This window comes from Streptococcus dentiloxodontae (assembly GCF_053206925.1).
The window spans coordinates 1-5,455 of record NZ_JBRUHR010000034.1; the positions used below are offsets into that span (position 1 = coordinate 1).

At 49.0% G+C, this 5,455-nt stretch carries 1 tRNA gene and 3 rRNA genes; all 4 read right to left on the reverse strand.

What is annotated here, in order from left to right:
- Nucleotides 1–116: ribosomal RNA gene (gene rrf / locus ACVRZ8_RS10680) — 5S ribosomal RNA — on the reverse strand.
- A 104-nt stretch (nucleotides 117–220) separates the two neighbouring features.
- A 23S ribosomal RNA gene (locus ACVRZ8_RS10685) occupies nucleotides 221–3,120 on the reverse strand.
- A 330-nt stretch (nucleotides 3,121–3,450) separates the two neighbouring features.
- Nucleotides 3,451–3,523 (reverse strand) — tRNA-Ala (locus ACVRZ8_RS10690).
- Between the two features lie 201 nt (nucleotides 3,524–3,724).
- Nucleotides 3,725–5,281, reverse strand: a 16S ribosomal RNA gene (locus tag ACVRZ8_RS10695).
- Together the 16S, 23S and 5S rRNA genes with 1 tRNA gene alongside form the textbook arrangement of a ribosomal RNA operon.
- Nucleotides 5,282–5,455: the final 174 nt, after the last annotated feature.

A 5,455-nucleotide genomic window follows, 5' to 3' on the forward strand; every position in this document is an offset into this window, starting at 1 on the left:
GCTAAGCGACTCCCATATCTGGCAGGGGGCAACCCCCAACTACTTCCGGCGTGCTAGGGCTTAACTGCTGTGTTCGGCATGGAAACAGGTGTATCTCCTAGGCTAGCGTCACTTAACCAATTGAATAGTTGCCTACTCAAAATTGAATAAATCTATCTTAACAAGTTTCCGATACACTGTCAATCCTTTCAGGCGGTTTCTACGCCCTCATTACTTATTTTTGGATAAGTCCTCGAGCTATTAGTATTAGTCCGCTTCATGCCTCACAGCACTTCCACTCCTAACCTATCTACCTGATCTTCTCTCAGGGCTCTTACTGATATATAATCATGGGAAATCTCATCTTGAGGGGGGCTTCACACTTAGATGCTTTCAGCGTTTATCCCGTCCCTACATAGCTACCCAGCGATGCCTTTGGCAAGACAACTGGTACACCAGCGGTAAGTCCACTCTGGTCCTCTCGTACTAGGAGCAGATCCTCTCAAATTTCCTTCGCCCGCGACGGATAGGGACCGAACTGTCTCACGACGTTCTGAACCCAGCTCGCGTGCCGCTTTAATGGGCGAACAGCCCAACCCTTGGGACCGACTACAGCCCCAGGATGCGACGAGCCGACATCGAGGTGCCAAACCTCCCCGTCGATGTGAACTCTTGGGGGAGATAAGCCTGTTATCCCCAGGGTAGCTTTTATCCGTTGAGCGATGGCCCTTCCATACGGAACCACCGGATCACTAAGCCCGACTTTCGTCCCTGCTCGAGTTGTTGCTCTCGCAGTCAAGCTCCCTTATACCTTTACACTCTGCGATTGATTTCCAACCAATCTGAGGGAACCTTTGGGCGCCTCCGTTACCTTTTAGGAGGCGACCGCCCCAGTCAAACTGCCCGTCAGACACTGTCTCCGATAGGGGTTGCCTATCTAGGTTAGAGTAGCCATAACACAAGGGTAGTATCCCAACAACGCCTCCATCGAAACTGGCGTCCCGATCTCTTTGGCTCCTACCTATCCTGTACATGTGGTACAGATACTCAATATCAAACTGCAGTAAAGCTCCATGGGGTCTTTCCGTCCTGTCGCGGGTAACCTGCATCTTCACAGGTACTAAAATTTCACCGAGTCTCTCGTTGAGACAGTGCCCAAATCATTACGCCTTTCGTGCGGGTCGGAACTTACCCGACAAGGAATTTCGCTACCTTAGGACCGTTATAGTTACGGCCGCCGTTTACTGGGGCTTCAATTCACACCTTCGACATTGTCTAAGCGCTCCTCTTAACCTTCCAGCACCGGGCAGGCGTCACCCCCTATACTTCATCTTACGATTTCGCAGAGAGCTGTGTTTTTGATAAACAGTTGCTTGGGCCTATTCACTGCGGCTGACCTAAATCAGCGCCCCTTCTCCCGAAGTTACGGGGCCATTTTGCCGAGTTCCTTAACGAGAGTTCTCTCGATCACCTGAGGCTACTCGCCTCGACTACCTGTGTCGGTTTGCGGTACGGGTAGAGTATCATTAACGCTAGAAGCTTTTCTTGGCAGTGTGACATCACTAACTTCGCTACTAAACTTCGCTCCCCATCACAGCTCAATGTTACAGATAAAAGCATTTAACTCATATCACACCTCACTGCTTAGACGTGCTCTTCCAATCGCACGCTTTAGTTAGCCTACTGCGTCCCTCCATCACTATATACTCTAGTACAGGAATATCAACCTGTTGCCCATCGGATACACCTTTCGGTCTCTCCTTAGGTCCCGACTAACCCAGGGCGGACGAGCCTTCCCCTGGAATCCTTAGTCTTACGGTGGACAGGATTCTCACCTGTCTTGCGCTACTCATACCGGCATTCTCACTTCTATGCGTTCCAGCGCTCCTCACGGTACACCTTCGCCACACATAGAACGCTCTCCTACCATTACCTTTTAGGTAATCCACAGCTTCGGTAAACTGTTTTAGCCCCGGTACATTTTCGGCGCAGGGTCACTCGACTAGTGAGCTATTACGCACTCTTTGAATGAATAGCTGCTTCTAAGCTAACATCCTAGTTGTCTGTGCAACCCCACATCCTTTTCCACTTAACAGTTATTTGGGGACCTTAGCTGGTGGTCTGGGCTGTTTCCCTTTCGACTACGGATCTTAGCACTCGCAGTCTGACTGCCGATGATAACTCGTTGGCATTCGGAGTTTATCTGAGATTGGTAATCCGGGATGGACCCCTCACCCAAACAGTGCTCTACCTCCAAGAGTCTCACATCAACGCTAGCCCTAAAGCTATTTCGGAGAGAACCAGCTATCTCCAAGTTCGTTTGGAATTTCTCCGCTACCCACAAGTCATCCAAGCACTTTTCAACGTGCCCTGGTGCGGTCCTCCAGTGAGTTTTACCTCACCTTCAACCTGCTCATGGGTAGGTCACATGGTTTCGGGTCTACATCCACATACTCCTTCGCCCTATTAAGACTCGGTTTCCCTACGGCTCCGTCTCTTCAACTTAACCTCGCATGTAAACGTAACTCGCCGGTTCATTCTACAAAAGGCACGCTCTCACCCATTAACGGGCTCGAACTTCTTGTAGGCACACGGTTTCAGGTTCTCTTTCACTCCCCTCCCGGGGTGCTTTTCACCTTTCCCTCACGGTACTGGTTCACTATCGGTCACTAGGGAGTATTTAGGGTTGGGAGATGGGCCTCCCAGATTCCGACGGGATTCCTCGTGTCCCGCCGTACTCAGGATCCTGCTAGGGTTAAAGACTATTTCGAATACGAGGCTCTTACTCTCTTTGGCTTACCTTCCCAGGTAATTCTTCTATACTCTTTAAGTCCACATTGCAGTCCTACAACCCCAGAGTGTAAACACTCTGGTTTGCCCTTTTGCCTCTTCGCTCGCCGCTACTAAGGCAATCGCTCTTGCTTTCTCTTCCTGCAGCTACTTAGATGTTTCAGTTCACTGCGTCTTCCTTCTCATAACCTTAACAGTTATGGATACTAGTCATTAACTAGTGGGTTCCCCCATTCGGACATCTCTGGATCATAGCTTACTTACAGCTCCCCAAAGCATTTCGTCGTTAGTCACGTCCTTCTTCGGCTCCTAGTGCCAAGGCATCCACCGTGCGCCCTTATTAACTTAACCTTATTTTTTAACTCATTAAAATATAAACAGCGTTTCGGTTTATTTCTTGTTACTTTCTCTATATTGTTTCCAATATAGTTTGATAGATGTATTCAATTTTCAATGGACAATCTTTAGGATACTAAGACCGTCCCAACTTGTTGGGCATTTCTGTAGAAAAATAGGAAACTGACGCTAGTGTCTTTAGACACGAGGACGTTTATCTTTTTTCCTAAGAAATGAGGTCGTGTTTAACTACTAATAGTTAAACCTTTATCCTATTCCTATTTTAGCGACTTCGTTGTCATAAACAAGATACTGAGTTGAACCCTCTGTTAGTATCCTGTTTTATGGAGCCTAGCGGGATCGAACCGCTGACCTCCTGCGTGCAAAGCAGGCGCTCTCCCAGCTGAGCTAAGGCCCCACATGCCCTCTCAAAACTAAATAAGAACCAAATGCATTCCGTTACTAAAATAACAGCTTTACTCTCTAACCCTTACGAGCTAAATTGTACTCGGGCTAAAAGCTTGTGATTTAGATGTCTGCCCTAAGAAATCAGGATTTCTTGGTCAGCCCCTAAAATCAAGTCGCTTTTTTCGCCCTCCGTTACTTAGTTTTTCCTTAGAAAGGAGGTGATCCAGCCGCACCTTCCGATACGGCTACCTTGTTACGACTTCACCCCAATCATCTATCCCACCTTAGGCGGCTGGCTCCTAAAAGGTTACCTCACCGACTTCGGGTGTTACAAACTCTCGTGGTGTGACGGGCGGTGTGTACAAGGCCCGGGAACGTATTCACCGCGGCGTGCTGATCCGCGATTACTAGCGATTCCGACTTCATGGAGGCGAGTTGCAGCCTCCAATCCGAACTGAGATCGGCTTTCAGAGATTAGCTTGCCGTCACCGGCTTGCGACTCGTTGTACCGACCATTGTAGCACGTGTGTAGCCCAGGTCATAAGGGGCATGATGATTTGACGTCATCCCCACCTTCCTCCGGTTTATTACCGGCAGTCTCGCTAGAGTGCCCAACTTAATGATGGCAACTAACAATAGGGGTTGCGCTCGTTGCGGGACTTAACCCAACATCTCACGACACGAGCTGACGACAACCATGCACCACCTGTCTCCGATGTACAAAAGTAACTTCTTATCTCTAAGAATAGCATCGGGATGTCAAGACCTGGTAAGGTTCTTCGCGTTGCTTCGAATTAAACCACATGCTCCACCGCTTGTGCGGGCCCCCGTCAATTCCTTTGAGTTTCAACCTTGCGGTCGTACTCCCCAGGCGGAGTGCTTATTGCGTTAGCTGCGGCACTGAGTCCCGGAAAGGACCCAACACCTAGCACTCATCGTTTACGGCGTGGACTACCAGGGTATCTAATCCTGTTCGCTCCCCACGCTTTCGAGCCTCAGCGTCAGTTACAGACCAGAGAGCCGCTTTCGCCACCGGTGTTCCTCCATATATCTACGCATTTCACCGCTACACATGGAATTCCACTCTCCCCTTCTGCACTCAAGTCCTGCAGTTTCAAAAGCAAACAATGGTTAAGCCACTGCCTTTAACTTCTGACTTACAGAACCGCCTGCGCTCCCTTTACGCCCAATAAATCCGGACAACGCTCGGGACCTACGTATTACCGCGGCTGCTGGCACGTAGTTAGCCGTCCCTTTCTGGTAAGTTACCGTCACTTGATGAACTTTCCACTCTCATCAACGTTCTTCTCTTACAACAGAGCTTTACGATCCGAAAACCTTCTTCACTCACGCGGCGTTGCTCGGTCAGGGTTCCCCCCATTGCCGAAGATTCCCTACTGCTGCCTCCCGTAGGAGTCTGGGCCGTGTCTCAGTCCCAGTGTGGCCGATCACCCTCTCAGGTCGGCTATGTATCGTTGCCTTGGTAAGCCATTACCTTACCAACTAGCTAATACAACGCAGGTCCATCTACTAGTGATACACTTGTATCTTTCAAGTTCTTAACATGTGTTCAAAACTTTTATGCGGTATTAGCTATCGTTTCCAATAGTTATCCCCCGCTAATAGGCAGGTTACCTACGCGTTACTCACCCGTTCGCGACTCTTTACTTCCGGTGTAGCAAGCTACGGTGAAAGCAAAGCGTTCCACTTGCATGTATTAGGCACGCCGCCAGCGTTCGTCCTGAGCCAGGATCAAACTCTCATTTAATCTTACTCTTTCTGTCCGCCGACAGATTTATTCGTGTAAATTGACAGGTCTATTATTCTCATAACAAACCCTGCACTTGGTTTCTTATTCAGTTCTCAAAGGGCTCTGCCTTCCTCTGAAGACAACTCCTATATTCTAGCAAACCTTATTCCCTTTGTCAACTACTTTTCTTCC